Source organism: Pseudoalteromonas sp. NS-SX12 (assembly GCF_057367955.1).
This window is the reverse complement of sequence record NZ_CM170634.1, coordinates 1558514-1575744: the sequence shown is the minus strand read 5'-3', so window position 1 is coordinate 1575744 and position 17231 is coordinate 1558514. Positions and strand designations below refer to the sequence as shown.

Below are 17231 nucleotides of genomic sequence, written 5' to 3'. Positions count from 1 at the left end.
CTAAAAAGGACGATATGTTTACTGTTAAACGTAGAACCAATGCTGTAACGGCTGCAGTAAAATATGCACTAGCGACCAGCTTGATTGTTTCACCATTAACTATGGCTGAAGACGACAATGAACTTGAAAAGATTATTGTTACTGGCCAAAAAATTGACCGCACTTTGCAAGAAACCCCTGCCAGTGTAGCCGTAATCACCAATAAAGCACTGGAAGAGCAAAAGCTTAATAATCTTTACGATGCCCTATCTGTTGTGCCTAATGTGACTGGCGAAGTTGGCGTGGGCGGCTTTACAATTCGTGGTATTGACTCTTTTAATGTATCAGGTGGTGGTAACAGCTTTTTAACCAGTGTTTATGTTGACGGTGCACCCTTGCCAATGCGTGAGATTCAACAAGGCGGTTTTTCTACTTGGGATGTAAGCCAGGTTGAAGTATTACGTGGCCCGCAATCGACACTACAAGGTCGCAACGCCCTTGCTGGTGCAATTGTTGTGAATACCTACGACCCAGCATATGAATACAGCGCTAAAGGGCGCGTGATATTAGGTGAAAATGGGCAACAAGAATTAGCGATCGCCGCAGGTGGTAGCTTAGTAGATGATGTATTAGCATTTCGCTTTACCGCCGAAGACAGAGATTTTGACGGCGTAATTGAAAACATTGCACGCGATAACGAAAACTCTGACTTTTCAAACTCAAACCTGTATCGCTTTAAACTACTGTTTGAACCAATTGAAGATTTTTCAGCGATTTTAAGTTACAGCAAATCTGAAACAGAAATGGGCGTTGTATGGGCAGACGCCCACCCAAGTTACGCTAACGATTACCGAAAAGTAAACTTTAATGACCCAACATGGGAATTTACCGATTCAGATTTAGTGGTATTAAATCTAGATTACTACATTAACGATATTTGGTCGGCAACAGCAATCACAACTTATTCAGATATGCAGTATGGTTACGAGTGGGATGGTGATGCATCGCCATTACCGATTGCACAACTGCACGATAAACGTTCTGACGAGACCTTAACGCAAGAGCTAAAACTGACGTTTGAATACGATAATTTAAAAGGGATTATTGGCGCGTATTATTCAAATTTAGAAGTAAAAGATAAAGCGATTGGTAATCGTAGTGCCAGCTTTAATCAACTTGGCGTACCAACATTACTGGTCGCTGCACCAGAAAATGGCGGGTTAGGCTTACCACAGGCGGTTGCCGACCAAGTATTAGCATTGTACGCACCGGTTGACCCTGTACTGCTAGATACTTATTCAAATTTATATCGTGAAATTACCAACACCGCAGTATTTGTTGATTTTACTTACAGCATCAATGATCAGTTTGACGTGTTTGCTGGCATTCGCTGGGACCAAGAAAAGCAAGCCAATGCGACTGAGCAAGCCTATGGTATTGGTAATGCACACTTGCTACCAAACCCAAGCGATTATGTGGCAAACCCGATGTTTGCTCAACTTGTGGCTGGTATTAATGCGAAGCTGCTTAATATGGCAAGTCAAGCGTCACAAAACGAGCCTTTAACGTCAAAAACATTTAACGAAGTCCTGCCGAAATTAGGCGCAAGTTACCACCTAACCGATAACATCACCACCAGCTTTACCTACCAACAAGGTTACCGCTCTGGTGGTGTAGGCACCAACTCTGCGCGAGCGACACTCTTTACCTACGACCCTGAGTTTACCGATAACTACGAGCTTTCACTGCGCTCAACTTGGCTAGATGGCACCTTAGTGACGAACGCCAACGTGTTCTATCTAGATTGGCAAGATCAACAAGTTAGCGTGCAGCTGTCGGGTAATCAATACGACAGAGAAACCACGAATGCAGGTAAGTCGACGGTACAAGGGTTTGAATTTGAATTGTTCTACTATCCAACCAATAACCTAACACTAACTGCAGGCTTTGGCCGTGCTAAAACCGAGTTTGAAGAGTTTTTAGTTGCTATTCCAGGCGAACCGACGCTTGATTTAAAAGGTCAGCCATTTGCGGATTCACCTGAATGGACTGCAAACTTAGCCGCAAGTTACCACACTGATTTTGGTTTATACCTATCTGCTGATGCAAACTACCAAGACAGCGCATTGGCCGATACCATATATCAAAACAGTAATGAAATGAAAAACCTGTGGGGCGAAAACTATGTGCCGCAAAATGACGCACGTACATTAATAAATGCGCGTGTTGGTTATCAGTGGGAAAATTACGATATTCAACTATCGGCGAAAAACCTAACAGATAAAGTGTATGACGCACGTGGTGCGCGCACCAACAATAAAACCCTTGGCCAACCTCGCCAATTAAGTTTAAGTTTTACAGCTAGCTTTTAAGCGCGTATAACTAACTTGCAGGGAAGTGATTAACACTTCCCTTTTTTACATTAAGTGTTTAACTAATAGTTGTTTACCACGGCTAATTTGATTTGCTTGTGCTAAAAATAACTCAGCGGTGGCCATGGCGTCGGTAAGTGCATTATGACAATTGTATTCAGGCAAACGATAGCGCTCACGACAGCTGCTTAAGGTTAAGCTATCTTGCGCAATCACATGCCCTTGGCGAGCAAGGCGTTTATGTTCGATATTCATAGTATCGAGTATTGCTAAAGGCTTGTGCAATAAACCCGCTTTATTAAACGCGATACGTAAAAATCCCCAATCGAGCTGTTGGTTATGAAATATTAATATTTTATCGTCGAGTAGTTCATTTAACGCTTTAAGCGCCTCATTTAACGGTACACCTGCCGCAATCGTTGTGTTATCAATGCCATGAAACACAGGGCTTTGATTTAAATTACTCACCTGATTATTAATAAAGTGCTGACATTGACCAATTTGAATGCGTTGATGACTAATTGGCACCCACGCAATCGAGACAATTTCATCTTGTTTTGCATTAAGCCCGGTTAACTCTAAATCAATAACTAAATAGTCCACCTTAAAACAGTTACTTTTCAATATGTCATTGTCTTTTTCGGGCAACACAAAAAAGCGCTTAATTGATTCAAGTATTCCCATCATAAACTGCCTCTAGCAAACTTAAAGGCGGCCGCTTGCTGTGCTTGTTTAATTAAATAAAACGCCTCTTTTAATTGGTGGCGTTCCAGTGAGGTTAAATCTTCTGGGTCGATACAATTAGCCGGTAGCCCTTTTTGCTGTAACTGCACGTTTAAACGCAGCTGCGTAAGGTAGCGCCAACAATCTTTTAAATCATAAATATCCGTTTTACTCACTTGCTGTTGTTTAGACAACGCACTTAAGCGCTCTAAGGTATTAGCAGCAGTAACATTATGATGCAGCGCATAAAGGCGAACAATATCGTTAATAATTGCCACACCACGCTTTTTTAAATCAATATACGTATGTTTTTGCTTATCTTTTTCTAATTTAAACTGATTAAATAAACCGATCGGCACCGAGTTAGTATTAATATCCGTTGCCATTGAGGCAAAAAATATCTGATTTTTAGTAGTTGCTAATATGCCTTTACTAAATGCTTCGAACAAACTTTCAGAGCCATCAACAAAACGAATATCAAAAAAGATTTTGCAGTTTAAAATAGCCTGTGGCGATGGGCTTTTAATCCAAGAGCCAAATTGGTTTAACCATGCAGAAAGCCCCATACGGCAAGCATCACGACTCGCCATAATACCACCCGGGCATTCCTTAATACCGCACGCAATTAGGTTGTCACAAACAAACTCGCCTAACGCTTTAAAGTAATCTAGCTCCGTTTGCGACAGGTTGTCTGGCAGCAATAAACCGTTATCTTGATCTGAATGTAATGTTTGTTCTTCACGTGCTTGCGAACCAAAACAGATCCAACTAAACGGCGTTGGCGCTGCGCCATTTTGCGTTTGAAATAATTGAATCAAACGCGTCGTCATGGCATCGGTGATACCGCTAAGTAATTTACCAATTAAGCTAGTATCTTCTACTCTGTCTGAAAACCCTCGCAATAACTCGGGCACTTCCAATGCGTAGCGCTTAATATCAGCGACACTCTCGGCTTTATAAATACGGCCAATAAGTTGCACTGGGTCAGATTTTTGCTGGCGCAATAAATCGGTTGCGGTGATCATACCTAAGGGTTGATGTGATTCATCAAGCACAGGTAAATGATGAATATTTTGTTTTAGCATTAAATGAAATGCAGAGAATACACGATTGTGCTCAAACACATGCTTTGGCTTTGTGGTCATAATGGTTGCAACCACATCGTTCGGGCTACGCCCTTCTGCGAGCACACGATTACGTAAATCGCGGTCAGTAATTACTCCCACCAGCTTGTTATTTTCAGTGATCATAAGCGATGAAACACCAAATTGACTCATGGTTTTGGCGGCATCGCTAATTTTAGTTTCAGGGCCTGCTGTTACGGCACCTTGCTTCATAATTTCACTTATGCGTTTGCTCGACCAATCATCGCTGCGCTTTTTATAATTCACACTGAGCAGGCGATTAGCATGAGCACGCACAAAATGCTGTGCAAATGCTTTATAGTGTTCGCGCAGATAATCCCAATGAGTTTGGCTAAGCAGATATACAATGCCTTCGTTTTGCACTTCTAATCGATTACTAATCGGCTCGCCTGTTAATAGCGATGGGTAGCCAAAATAATCGCCTTCAGATAAACGCGCAACCACTTCACCACCGCTATCTAAAATATCGTACAAGCCAGAGCGAATTAAAAACAAACAGGGTGCATTTGAGTTTAGCCATTGGTTTTGATTTTCTGGTGTTAAATAAACCGCTTCAAGGCTTTTAATAAAGTACTCAGTGGCACTGGATTCTAGGTCACTAAACGGTGCTTGCGCTTTAACAAAACGTGCTACTTCATTAAGCTCTAATGCCATGGTTACTCTCCTTAACTGTGTACAGCCTCAAAAAGGTGCGCTTTATCATCCCTTAAGGCAACTCACCTCTGTCATTTGACTCTAGCAGAGCAATAAACAAAAAAAAGCCCGACTATAGTCGGGCATTGAGTTTGATTTTTGATTTAGCTCAAATAGCTGGTTGATTAGTGAGCATGCGCTGCACTTGACCCTTTCGGGTTACGAATATCTTCAACCATTTGCTGTACTTCTTCAGGTGTTTCGCTGGTAACTTTCTGAACAGCAATTGCAACTGCGAAGTTAACTAGCATACCAATCATACCGATACCTTCAGGTGAGATACCAAATAACCAGTGCTCAGCAGAGTTAAGGTCAGGGCTTACGAACTTGAAGTAGATAATGTATGCCGCAGTAAAACCAATACCACAAACCATACCGGCAATCGCACCTTCTTTATTCATACGCTTAGAGAAAATACCCATAATAATTGCTGGGAAGAAACTCGCCGCCGCTAAGCCAAAGGCAAATGCCACCACCGAGGCCACAAACCCTGGTGGATTAATACCAAAGTAAGCTGACACCGCAATCGCCACCATCGCAGCAAGACGTGCTGCCATTAACTCTTGTTTATCGCTAATATTTGGCTTAAAGGTACGTTTAAGTAAATCGTGTGATACCGAAGTTGAAATAACCAATAACAGACCTGCTGTTGTTGATAATGCCGCTGCAATACCACCCGCTGCTACTAATGCAATTACCCATGCTGGTAAGTCAGCAATTTCTGGGTTCGCTAGCACCATGATGTCGCGGTCAATCTTCACTTCGTTAGCACTGCTAGGATCTTCAATTTTACCCGCAGAGTACTGCATTTTGCCGTCGCCATTCTTATCATTGAATGTAATTAGGCCTGTACGCTCCCAGTTTTTAACCCACGCTGGTGCCTCTGCGTACTCTGTACCGCTGCCGTCTTTACCGTTAATTGTATCAATTAGGTTTACACGAGCGAACGATGCAACCGCAGGAGCTGTGGTGTAAACAATTGCGATAAATACTAATGTCCAAGCCGCTGAAATACGCGTGTCTTTTACTTTTGGTACAGTGAAGAAGCGAACGATTACGTGAGGAAGACCCGCAGTACCTACCATTAGTGCAGCAGTAATTGCGAATACATCGATCATCGATTTAGACCCTTCAGTGTATTGGGCAAACCCGAGTTCGGCACTGAGTCCGTCTAGTTTATCAAGTACATACATTCCTGACCCATCAGTTAATGTTGCACCAAAACCTGTTTGTGGTAGTACGTGACCTGTCATCATCAATGAGATAAAGATAGCTGGTACTAGGTATGCAAAAACAAGTACACAGTACTGGGCTACTTGCGTATAAGTGATACCTTTCATACCACCTAATACGGCATAGAAGAATACGATTACCATACCAATGTAAACACCAGTTTCAATATCTACTTCTAAGAAGCGAGAGAATACAACACCTACACCGCGCATTTGGCCTGCAATGTAAGTAAAGCAGATAAAGATTGCACAGATAACCGCTACCGTACGCGCTGTTTGCGAGTAATAACGGTCACCAATGAAATCTGGCACAGTGAATTTACCAAACTTACGTAAATAGGGTGCTAAACAAAGGGCTAGTAAAACATAACCACCGGTCCAACCCATTAGGTAAACACCACCATCGTAACCTACGAACGAGATAATACCCGCCATTGAGATAAACGACGCTGCACTCATCCAGTCAGCTGCTGTAGCCATACCATTTGCAACAGGCGGTACACCACCACCAGCAACGTAGAATTCTTTAGTTGATCCCGCACGCGCCCAAATTGCAATGGCGATATACATTGCAAAGCTTGCACCTACGATAATAAAAGTTAGCGCTTGAACGTCCATTATTATTCTCCTTACTCGTCAACGCCGTACTTTTTGTCTAACGCAGCCATCTTGTATACGTAAACAAAAATCAGGGCAACAAAGGTGTAAATGGCGCCCTGCTGAGAGAACCAGAAACCTAATTTAAAACCAAAGAAACGGATTTCGTTTAGCGCATCGACAAATAAAATGCCGCAGCCAAACGAAACTACAAACCAAACGGCTAGTAGTTTTATTACTAGCGAAAGGTTTTCACTCCAATATGCTTTGGCTTGATCATTATCTTTAAAAGCCATTTTTATATCCCCTAGTCATGCAAAGTTGCACGTTAATTAATCGTCATCATTGACTCTAGCAACGCACATAAAAGATTAAAGTGCGACCTTAGTCGTAACAATTTATTAACTTAACTAGCTACTAAAGGTAAAAATTGACTGTAATTTAAACGAAAGCGAGTAAAAATAAGGCTTTAAAGCACATCAAAGTTACGTTTACGTAAACGTAATACCCTATTTTCACATTAGGTTAAGACATTAGTCGAACATCGCCATTCATAATGACATTCAGCCTGTAAATTCAAGCTGTTGTGGTAATTGTGATTGAGATGCACAGTTTCATTAAAAAGTGATAAATTAGCGTATCAATTAAAAAGAATAACAAGAGTAACCATGACAATTGCGCTAATTTTCGTCGCTTTGGCCTATGTTGGCATTCTATTTTGGCTTGCTAATTGGGGTGATAAAACCACACCGCTCGCCAAGAAAATTAGTCACCACCCCTTTGTTTACTCATTTGCTTTAGGTATTTACTGCACCTCTTGGACCTTTTATGGCGCTGTAGGCACAGCCGCTAATTCAGGTTGGAGTTACCTCCCCATTCTATTGGGCCCTGCACTGCTGTTTATTTTAGGTCACGGCTTTTTGCGCAAGATGATATTGGTCAGTAAAAAACAAAATATCACGACCATTGCTGACTTTATTTCTGCGCGCTACGGAAAACGTCAGCTCACAGCAATTTTAGTGACCTTTATTGCGCTGCTTGCAACGATTCCTTACATCGCGCTGCAGCTAAAAGCTCTTAGCACCAGCTTTGTATTACTGCAAAGCGACAGCGAAATATCTGGCAGTATGATGGCCTTAATGGGCACCTTGATTATGGCAATTTTCGCCATTTACTTTGGTACACGCAAAGTGGATGTAACCGAATATCGCTCAGGTTTAATGTTGGCAGTGGCCTTTGAATCAGCGGTTAAACTGCTCGCGCTCGGTGCGGTTGCGGGATTGTCGTATTATGTTTTTACGCATTACCAAGATGGCATGTGGGATTACTTTGTTACCCAAATCGCCTTTGGCCAATGGCAAAAAGAAGACTTTTTTAGCTTCAACTTTGTCGCGCAATCATTAATGGCAGCCGCTGCGGTTATTTGTTTGCCGCGCCAATTCCATGTAACCGTTGTCGATAACCAAGATATTAGCCATTTAAAAACCGCACGCTGGGCATTTCCACTGTATTTATTACTTACAGCGGGCATTATTATTCCAATTGCAACCGCAGCAATGCACCCACAAATTGGTGGGAATGTTGCGGCCGACAGCTTTGTACTGGCACTGCCCCTTGCACAACAAAGTACCTTATTATCAACATTTGTATTTATTGGCGGTCTGTCAGCAGCCATCGCCATGATTGTAGTTGCTACGCTTACACTGAGCACCATGATCTCAAACGATGTTGTGCTACCGTTAATGCTACGTCGTAAATTTAAACGTAACCTGATCACCACCAGCTATAAACGCCGAATTTTATTAACGCGACGTTTTACCATTGCGGTTATTTTAGGGCTCTCTTACCTTTATCAACAATTGTTCGGCAACCAAGCAGCTTTGGCGAGCATGGGCTTGGTGGCATTTTCATTGGTGACTCAATTAATCCCTGCGGTTGTCGGTGGTCTTTATTGGCGTAAAGGCCACGCCTACGGTGTGTACGCTGGCTTACTAGCGGGGTTTGCCTGCTGGTTGCTGTTTTTAATGCTACCGCTATTTGAAGGTGCAGTAACCACTAACACTGCAATGCAACAAAGTGTTATTACTCAAGGTACGTTTATCGCGCTGATTGCCAATGTTGTGTGTTATATCGCGTTTTCGTTGGGTGCGAATGAACGTTTAGTGGATAGAATACAGGCAGCTGCGTTTGTGAAGCCAAAAGAGCAGCTAAAGCTCGCTAAACACCACAGCAAACAAATTAACGCCACGGTGTACGACCTTAAAGTACTGCTACAAACCTTTTTAGGTATTCAGCGCTCTAAGCAATTAATTGTGCGCTACACCATGCGACACGATTTTGCTGACGATAACGATACACCAACAACTGACTTTGTCGATTTTTGTGAAAGAGCCCTTACCGGTGTGCTCGGCGCATCGTCTGCACGAGTATTAATTGGTGCGGTAATTTCTGGTAAGCAAATGGCGTTTGAAGAAGTCGTTAACTTCTTCGATGAAACCACACAAGCCATTCAATTTAATCAGAATTTATTGTTTACCTCGCTGGAAAATCTAAGCCATGGCATTTCAGTTGTAGACAGAAACCTAAAGTTGGTGGCGTGGAACCGGCGCTACACTGAACTGTTTGAATACCCCGAAGGTTTCTTGGAAGTAGGCCAACCTATTGAAGAAGTGATCCGCCACAACGTGAGTAAAGGTGAATGTGGACCGGGCGAAATTGACGCACAAGTACAAAAACGTGTACAACACTTACGTAACGGCAGCTCACACCACTTTATTCGTCGCAGACGCAACGGCCAAGTAATTGAAATGATAGGTAACCCACTGCCGGATGGTGGGTTTGTTACCTGTTTCTCAGATATTACCACACACATTGAAACGCAAAATGCGCTTGAAGAAGTGAATATTGATTTAGAGAATCGCATTGAGGCACGTACCCTAGAAATCCGTTCAATCAATGAAGATTTAGAAGCGCAAATTGAAAAGCGAATCGAAACCGAAAAACAACTTAATCAAGCCAAGCTAGAGGCCGAAAAAGCTAATGACAGTAAAACCCGCTTTTTAGCGCTCGCGTCGCACGATATTTTACAGCCACTCAATGCCGCAAGGCTTTATCTTGCGGCTGTTGACCAAACGGAACTCTCTAACAGCAACCTAAGTACCATGGAAAAACTTGGCGATAGCCTTGATTCAACCGTGCATTTAATGTCGGGGTTATTAGAAATTGCTAAGTTAGAACAAGGCGCAATGACGCCGACACCTCGTCACTTCCCGATTAATGATATTTTAGCGCCGCTGAGTAATGAATACGTTATTCTAAGCAAGGAAAAAGGGCTCGATTTCAAAGTACGCAGCAATGATGCTGTAGTGCATGCCGACACCACTTATCTGCGCCGAATTATTCAAAACCTAGTATCAAATGCAGTGAAATATACCGAAAGCGGTAAAGTGCTGGTGGCTTGTCGAAAGCGTAAACACAGCCTACGTATTGAAGTATGGGATACAGGCCCTGGTATCAGCGAAGTAGAACAAGCAAAAGTCTTTAACGACTTCTACCGCGTACAAAGTAACGACAATAAAGGTTTAGGGCTTGGTTTAGGCGTGGTAAAACGTATGGCCGATTTAATGTCGTTAACCCTAGAGCTTAAATCAACACCAAACAAAGGCAGTTGCTTTGCGCTGGAAGTGCCTTATGGCGACAGCAAACTAGTACAAGAAAAATCAACCAACAAAGTTAAACTTGATAATAAACAAACCCTTAACGTATTAATCGTTGATGATGAGCAAGAAAACTTAGATGCGATGGGCACGTTAATGAGCAAATGGGGTTGCCGTTATTCTGCCTTTGATAAAGTAGACGATGTATTAAATTATGCGCAAAACCAAGCTAAGCCAGATTTAATTCTAATGGACTACCAACTCAGTCATGAAATGGATGGCGTTAGTTTAATTGCGCAATTACGCGAGCAGTGGCAAGAAAGTATACCTGCGGTATTAATCACTGCGGTAAGAGATGATGAACTAAAACGCAGCACTAAAGAGCAAAACATTCACTACTTGAGTAAGCCTGTAAAACCAGCAAAACTCAAAGCATTAATAAAGCACACAAGCCGTTAAACAATAGGCCGGCATAACGCCGGCCTATTTAATTTTGTTAACCCAAAATAAAGTTAACAAAATTATCAATATTCAAATTACTAATAATTAAAACTGATAGCTAACACCTATAGCAAACGATACAGAATCTAAATCGCCCATATCAAAATACTGCACGCCTGCGTCCATTCCTAAACCAAAGTCCCACACATACTGCCAACCACCTTCAAGGTAAACACCTGTGCCCGAATCATCGATAAACGTACGATCATTTCGTGAAATTTCATAGTCATAGAAGTTAGCGCCAACTTTAGCGTAAAGACTATTACGCTGAGACAAAGGTAATTGTGCTTTACCTGCAATCACAAAGTTAGTTACCTCTAATTCATCGGCGCCAATGATGTTAAACATTGAGTCATTGCGGTCGCGACAGGTAAAGCCATCATCAAAATCGTCGCATTCCCAATCGCTGGCATCCATACCAAAATTTAAACCAACTTCCAGTGAAAAGTTTTGATCAAATTTATAATTATAGTAAGAGTACACATTTGTATAATCTTCATCAGGTAAATCATATAACTCAACGCTACCAGTTGCGATTTTTCCACCGAAGGTATGCTTTTTAAGTTCAGCTTGTTCAGAACCATTAGCAAACACCGATGACGATGAGATAAGCGAAAGTGCCAGCAACGCACGTGTAAAATTAGAAACTGCCATTATTGTGCTTCCTTTTCAAAATGAGATTATGGCTAGTTTAGTGCGCTTAACGACAATAAGTTGTAAGCAATTGTCAGAAATAGTTAAACCTCTTTAACGCCTATTAACCTTATTCATGCTACTTTTTTAAAATTGCTCATAACACAACAAATATTAATTTTATTTATTGATTACATAATTAAAATATATAAATATACACTCATTACTTTTGCTGTCTGGAATGAGGAACCATGAAAAAAGTACTGCTTGCACAATGCCCCGATGAACCAGGACTCATCGCTAAAATAACCAATCTCTGTTTTGAGCATAAGCTTAATATTATTCGTAACGACGAATTTGTTGACCGAGAAAATCATCGCTTTTTTATGCGCACTGCATTGCAAGGTGACTTTGCCGATAATCACCTTGTTGAACAGCTCATTCATCTATTACCTGACGGCTCAAACGTCAGTTTAAAAGGCGAAGAGAAAGCGAAAGTGGTGTTACTTGCCACCAAAGAAGCCCATTGCCTTGGCGGTGTGTTATTAAAATGCTTTGAAAACGCGATGAATGTGGAGGTTCAAGCGGTAATTGGCAATTACCCAGACCTTGAGCCGCTAGTAAAAGGCTTTGATATACCATTTTATTGCATTAGTCATGACGGCCTAACGCGCGAACAACACGACGCCAAAGTGGCTGAAAAAATTAACGAGTTCAACCCTGATTTAATTGGCCTTGCCAAGTATATGCGTATTTTAAGCCCTGAATTTGTGGCAGAGTTCAGCGGTAAAATCATTAATATTCATCACTCGTTTTTACCCGCGTTTATTGGCGCAAAACCCTATCATCAAGCATTCCAGCGCGGTGTAAAAATGATCGGTGCCACCGCCCACTTTGTGACAGATGAACTCGATGAAGGCCCGATCATCGAACAAGATATTTGCCATGTAAACCACGCACAAAATGCCGAAAATCTAGCTGCACTAGGCCGCGATGTAGAAAAAAACGTATTCTGCCGCGCCCTACAATGGGCCGCAGAACAGCGGATATTTATTAATGGTAATAAAACCGTGGTGTTTAAGTAGCTATTCGAAGTAATTGCTTCAGCGTTAATCCTTAGCACTTATTAATATTCGATACGCTTTTTGTCGCGCTGGCGACGCCAGCGCGACAAAAATGAACAAGAGGACGCCATGGATGGAGTAAGATAAATGCAGGGAAGCAATCACACCTTCCCTGCTTAAAAATAGTTAAACCGTCACAATTCCCAGCGGCTCTGCCGTTTGCCATGCACCGCGAGTAAAGTCTGGAATATCTACTGACTTCGCACGATTATTTAGTGATTCAGCACTCAGCGGGCTTATCACCGACCATGCTGCGCCATCGTAGACATCTTGGTCCAGTGGTTCGCCATTACGTAGGCAGTAAATCATGCGCCAGAACATTAAGAAATCCATGCCGCCATGGCCACCATTGCGCTCGGCTTCTTTACCCATTTTTACCCACAGTGGATGGTCATATTTGTTATACCAAGACTGCATATCGTAATCCCACTCGTGGAAATTGCCACTGCCGCCCTCTTCTAACGCAATACGATTAGGGAAGCCCGCAAATACACCATTAGTACCTTGAATTAAGTTATGACGAGAATACGGGCGCGGCGTTGTGGTATCGTGCTGTACCATAATAGTGCGGCCTTGGACCGTTTTAATCAGCGTAGTGCTGATATCACCATTAATGTAGTTTAACTGGTTACGCTGATGGTCGGCTGAAAACTCTTTTTGCGCATACAGTGCGCGGCCAAGTGCTGGTGAACTCATTGAAGTGAGATAATCAAAACGGTCGCCACGGTTAATATTCATATATTGTGACACAGGCCCTAAACCATGGGTTGGATAGAGATTTCCGTTACGCTTTGCATGCCAGCCCGTACGCCATGAACCTGTTTTAGTTTCAAGCTCTTTCATCTGCCAACGCAGTTCATGAATATAAGCCGCTTCACCGTGCAGTAACTCACCAAAGAGTCCTTGGCGAACCATGTTAAGTACCATTAACTCATCGCGGCCGTAGTTCACGTTTTCCATCATCATACAGTTCTTTTGCGTGCGCTCAGCAGTATTAACAATGTCCCACATTTCTTCTACTGTGGTGGCCAGCGGCACTTCAACAAAGGCGTGTTTACCACTTTCCATCGACTCGATTGCCATTGGCGCATGCCATTTCCAAGGCGTTGAAATAATTACAATATCGATATCTTGGCGGCCTAGCATTTCACGGTAGGCATATTCGCCATTACCGTAAAGTGCCGGCTGCTTATGACCGTTGTCTGTTAGAAACTTCGCAGAGCGATCAAGCACTTCTTGGTGGTTATCACAAATCGCAACAATTTCAGCGCCTTCAATATGGCTCATGCGTTTAACATGGCCATAGCCGCGCTGACCCACACCAATAAAACCAACACGTACCACATCCATTTTGGGCGCAATTAAGCCAATTACACTTTTGCCCTGCTGTTTTGCTGGTGTAAATTGATTATTTGACGTTGTACAAGCCGCGGTTAAACCCGCTGCTGCAGTGACAGTTGCGGCTTTTAAAAAACCGCGACGATCCATATTTTTCATGTGTATTTCCTTTGAACGAACTATTTTTATTATTCAGTATTAATATCTCATTGCTTATTTCAGGGCAAAACAATGCGATTAATAAAAGCGTTAACTTTAAAAACAAAAAAGGCAGCTAGGCTGCCTTTTATCAATACAAGTTTATTTGAACAAAATTTCTTTTAGTATTTGCTCTTTTTTAAGTAAATCTTTATACAGTGCAAACTGGTTACGCGCGCGGTCTAGATTGTGATTGTCGCGGTGAATGGTAAAGTAGTTATCGCCATCTAAATAATCTGTTAGAAAGCGCACGCCAATCATAAAGCTCATCACCTTAGCGCCAAGCCAGAAACTTTGCTTTTCTTTTTCAGACAAAACATTTTTAAGCGGCTCTACATAACCCTCAACAATTGACGCAAAAATATGCTCACGTACTTTCACTTTATCTAAATTAGTTGAGTCTTCCGCTTCTGGTGAGCAAAAAGTACGTACCATATCGCCAAAATCAAACATCCAATAACCTGGCATACAGGTATCTAAATCAATAACAGCCTTTGCTTGATCTGACTTTTTACAAAACAACATATTGTTGATTTTAGTATCATTGTGACATGCGCGTACGGGTAAATCTGGCACTATTTCAGCTATTTCGTCGAGCAGCTGACGTTGCTGTTGGCAAAATTCAATTTCTGCTGCACAGGTATTCACACGTGACACTTTATCGGCAGAAACAGCCTCTTCTAACGCATTAACTCGCATTGCAAGATTATGAAAATCTGGGATCACGGTTTTAAGAGAGTCGGCTTCAAAATCATTCAGTGCTTTTGCAAACTGACCAAAAGCACCGGCAGCAATTTTCGCTTTTTCGCTAGATTCAACCACGTCTTCACTGTAGCTGCCGCCTATAAATTCAAGTGCGCGCCACGTATCGCCATTAAGGCGTACTAAATGCGTTTCGTCTTGAGTTGCTACATGCTTAATTACATCGAGATCATACGCGTTTTTTTGCGCTTTTTTGGTCAAGTGCTTTTCAATTTTGCGCGCATTTGAAACCAAGGCCTGTGAATCCGGAAACACTTGGGTATTTAGCTTTTGCACCACTAAATGCTTTTCTGGTGAACTTAAAAGTAGCGTGGTATTAATGTGACCACTGCCAATTGGCTTAATTGAAATGCCTGTTTGCCCCAACCCATATTGGTTAGATAAGGCCAAGGCTTGCTCTTGATACGTCATTGTAATCTCTTGCAACTGCTCATATTTACTCATTTAATTGCTGAGCAACGCGCGCCAAATCATCGCTATAGGTTACACCCAGCCAGTAGTCCTTGGCAGGGTGTAACTCGACAACTTGCGCATGCTGCGCAACTAAATACTGGATTTGGTCTGGTAGAAAAAACTCGCTATTGATAGCGCTGTCATACTGTTTTAAAAACGCGATAAAGCCATCTTCTAATTGGTTGAATATTTCAAAACCCAGTGCCCAAATGGTCATTGATGCGTAGGTGTTTGGTGACAGATTAACCTGCTCACCAGAAACGGTTTCACCACGAAGATCCGCATCAATATTTAAAACTTCGGTAATTTTGTTTAGCTGTGAGCCTGAAAGTTCACAGATCCCACGATTTACACCGCCTTGCTCTGTCAGTGTGCTCGCTAATGGATAACCTAATAAACGCCACGCACCATTATTTTGCCAGTTTGCAAGTAAGGTACTAAAGGCTGATTTTCCATAATAATCATCTGCGGTGATCACCACACAATGTGCTTTTACAAATTGTTTCGCAGCGAGTAATGCATGACCTGTTCCCCATGGCTTTTCACGCTCAGAAAACATGCCTTTGTAATGTGGTGGTACATCCGAAATCGATTGTACGGCAATATCAACCGTTAACTCTGGATGCAAACGAGGCAGTATTTGAGCCTCAACGGTTTGCTTAATTGCGGCATTAACAACTAACACCACATGGCGTATTCCTGCATTAAACGCATCCGAAATACTGAGTTCAAGCAGCGTTTTTTCAATACCCGGTACAACGGCAAGCTGTTTATTGCCACCAAAACGTCGCCCGAGACCGCCTGCGAGAATCACTAAGCTGACGTCTTTTGGAGAAATAAGCGAGTTTGATGCGATATTACCGCGACTTCCATGCATCATGAATATTACAGAATGACTAATCTAAACAAAAAATAAATTCTACAAGGCTTTTTACGCAATTGCATTAACTAATTTCGCACGCTAAGTCACCAGGGTTTTATGCTTGCTCCAACCAAACCAATGCATCGTGATGATTATTGAATGACTCAATTTCGCCCGGCATAAACCAATTTGAAACATGCATTACCCCTTTTTGCCAACGATGTGAGCAAATAACGGCGATTTTTTCGAATTCTCGACGGTGTTTCATGCCAAACTTAAAATCATCCCACGCGGCATTCATGGTCCAGCCATCCAGCTCGGTAATATCAATTAAAACATTCAGCTTTGGCTGTGTTACTTCACTAAGCGCTGATTCAATGGTGGGCACCATGTACTGATAGTCATCATGTTGCAGTGTGCCAAATGCGCGAATATGAATAAAGAATGTCGATTTAACGCGACTTAAACCAATGCTGATCCCATGTGGTTTCATAAACTTTCCCGCTCTTAGTTATAGTTTTAGATTAAACAAAACAGATTCAAGCATCTTTGATATTAGACAAATTTCAGGCAATAAAAAAGCGCTCTAAGAGCGCTTTTCAAAAACATTAATCACTGTGTAATTAGTGTTCCTCGTTTACAATATTCAAATTGTACTTTGGAATTTCTACGACTAGGTCTTCATCTGCTATAATTGCCTGACAGCCAAGGCGTGATTCAGGCTCTAAGCCCCATGCTTTATCCAGCATATCATCTTCAAGTTCATCACTTTCTTCAAGCGAATCAAAACCTTCACGCACAATTACATGACATGTAGTACATGCACATGACTTTTCACACGCATGTGGAATTGAAATACCATTTTTAAGCGCAACATCAAGCACCGTTTCACCAGTAGGTGCTTCAATTGCCGCGCCTTCTGGACAAAGTTCTTCATGTGGTAAGAAAATAATTTGTGGCATA

Annotated in this window: 13 protein-coding genes; 3 read left to right on the top strand and 10 right to left on the bottom strand. The window is 42.1% G+C overall.

The window, feature by feature from the left end; all coding sequences use genetic code 11:
- Positions 1-14 precede the first annotated feature (14 nt).
- Complete coding sequence (locus tag AC2IOM_RS07375) at positions 15-2351, top strand: TonB-dependent receptor (protein ID WP_486357986.1); 2337 nt, start codon at positions 15-17, stop codon at positions 2349-2351.
- Positions 2352-2396: 45 nt separating this feature from the next.
- Here the strand turns inward: AC2IOM_RS07375 and AC2IOM_RS07370 are convergent, their stop codons facing one another.
- The 4 genes from AC2IOM_RS07370 to AC2IOM_RS07355 form a co-directional block, all read right to left on the bottom strand.
- Positions 2397-3035, bottom strand: a complete 639-nt coding sequence (locus AC2IOM_RS07370) for a 3'-5' exonuclease (protein ID WP_486359554.1) — start codon at positions 3033-3035, stop codon at positions 2397-2399.
- On the bottom strand, positions 3035-4873 hold the full coding sequence (locus AC2IOM_RS07365; RefSeq protein WP_486357985.1) for a putative nucleotidyltransferase substrate binding domain-containing protein: 1839 nt from the start codon (positions 4871-4873) through the stop codon (positions 3035-3037). Before AC2IOM_RS07365 ends, AC2IOM_RS07370 begins: the two co-directional genes overlap by 1 nt.
- Before the next feature lie 164 nt (positions 4874-5037).
- Positions 5038-6762 carry a sodium:solute symporter family protein gene (locus AC2IOM_RS07360; protein ID WP_486357984.1) on the bottom strand — a complete coding sequence of 575 codons (1725 nt, stop codon included), beginning with the start codon at positions 6760-6762 and terminating at the stop codon, positions 5038-5040.
- 11 nt (positions 6763-6773) lie between these two features.
- Complete coding sequence (locus tag AC2IOM_RS07355; protein ID WP_010561876.1) at positions 6774-7037, bottom strand: DUF4212 domain-containing protein; 264 nt, start codon at positions 7035-7037, stop codon at positions 6774-6776.
- Between the two features lie 372 nt (positions 7038-7409).
- On the opposite strand from AC2IOM_RS07355, the gene AC2IOM_RS07350 reads away from it, so the two are divergent.
- Entirely contained in the window at positions 7410-10856 is a 3447-nt protein-coding gene (locus AC2IOM_RS07350; protein ID WP_486357983.1) for a PAS domain-containing hybrid sensor histidine kinase/response regulator, read from the top strand.
- A gap of 87 nt (positions 10857-10943) precedes the next feature.
- On the opposite strand, the gene AC2IOM_RS07345 is transcribed toward AC2IOM_RS07350, so the two are convergent.
- Positions 10944-11552, bottom strand: coding sequence for an outer membrane beta-barrel protein (locus AC2IOM_RS07345; RefSeq protein WP_105170462.1), 609 nt, complete (start codon positions 11550-11552; stop codon positions 10944-10946).
- Positions 11553-11782: 230 nt separating this feature from the next.
- Here AC2IOM_RS07345 and purU point away from each other — a divergent pair, with 230 nt between their 5' ends.
- Entirely contained in the window at positions 11783-12616 is an 834-nt protein-coding gene (gene purU, locus AC2IOM_RS07340) for a formyltetrahydrofolate deformylase (protein ID WP_486357982.1), read from the top strand.
- Positions 12617-12781: 165 nt separating this feature from the next.
- Here purU and AC2IOM_RS07335 read toward each other — a convergent pair whose 3' ends face one another.
- From AC2IOM_RS07335 to fdx, 5 genes are all read right to left on the bottom strand, one after another.
- Positions 12782-14152, bottom strand: coding sequence for a Gfo/Idh/MocA family oxidoreductase (locus AC2IOM_RS07335; RefSeq protein ID WP_486357981.1), 1371 nt, complete (start codon positions 14150-14152; stop codon positions 12782-12784).
- A gap of 141 nt (positions 14153-14293) precedes the next feature.
- Entirely contained in the window at positions 14294-15397 is a 1104-nt protein-coding gene (locus AC2IOM_RS07330; RefSeq protein ID WP_486357980.1) for a phosphotransferase enzyme family protein, read from the bottom strand.
- Positions 15390-16286, bottom strand: coding sequence for a sugar phosphate nucleotidyltransferase (locus tag AC2IOM_RS07325; RefSeq protein ID WP_486357979.1), 897 nt, complete (start codon positions 16284-16286; stop codon positions 15390-15392). The genes AC2IOM_RS07330 and AC2IOM_RS07325 overlap by 8 nt, the downstream gene beginning before the upstream one ends.
- Before the next feature lie 97 nt (positions 16287-16383).
- Positions 16384-16761 (bottom strand): SpoIIAA family protein, encoded by a 378-nt coding sequence (locus tag AC2IOM_RS07320; protein ID WP_010561884.1) that lies wholly within the window; start codon positions 16759-16761, stop codon positions 16384-16386.
- Positions 16762-16891: 130 nt separating this feature from the next.
- Positions 16892-17230 (bottom strand): ISC system 2Fe-2S type ferredoxin, encoded by a 339-nt coding sequence (fdx, locus tag AC2IOM_RS07315; protein ID WP_100914000.1) that lies wholly within the window; start codon positions 17228-17230, stop codon positions 16892-16894.
- Position 17231 lies beyond the last annotated feature (1 nt).